Annotated in this window: 1 rRNA gene; it reads left to right on the top strand. The window is 45.6% G+C overall.

The annotated features are described in order from the left end of the window. Positions 1 to 329: ribosomal RNA gene (locus FNN08_RS16255) — 23S ribosomal RNA — on the top strand; the annotation flags it as partial.

Genomic DNA, 329 nt, shown 5'->3' with positions numbered 1-329 from the left:
GGCGAGGCGGAAACGCGTAGTCGATGGGAAACAGATTAATATTTCTGTACTTCTATATATTGCGAAGGAGGGACGGAGAAGGCTAAGCAAGCATGGCGCTGGTTGTCCATGTGAAAGTATGTAGGTTGGTGACTTAGGTAAATCCGGGTTGCTAAGACTGAGATACGAGACGAGATTCTACGGAATTGAAGTTGTTGATGCCATACTTCCAGGAAAAGCTTCTAAGCTTCAGATATATAGGAACCGTACCCCAAACCGACACAGGTGGTTAGGTAGAGAATACTAAGGCGCTTGAGAGAACTCGGGTGAAGGAACTAGGCAAAATAGTA

This window comes from Thalassomonas sp. M1454 (assembly GCF_007097525.1).
Lineage (GTDB): Bacteria > Pseudomonadota > Gammaproteobacteria > Enterobacterales > Alteromonadaceae > Thalassotalea_A.
Note: the sequence above shows the minus strand (reverse complement) of the source record. Positions and strands in the feature narration are given on the sequence as shown.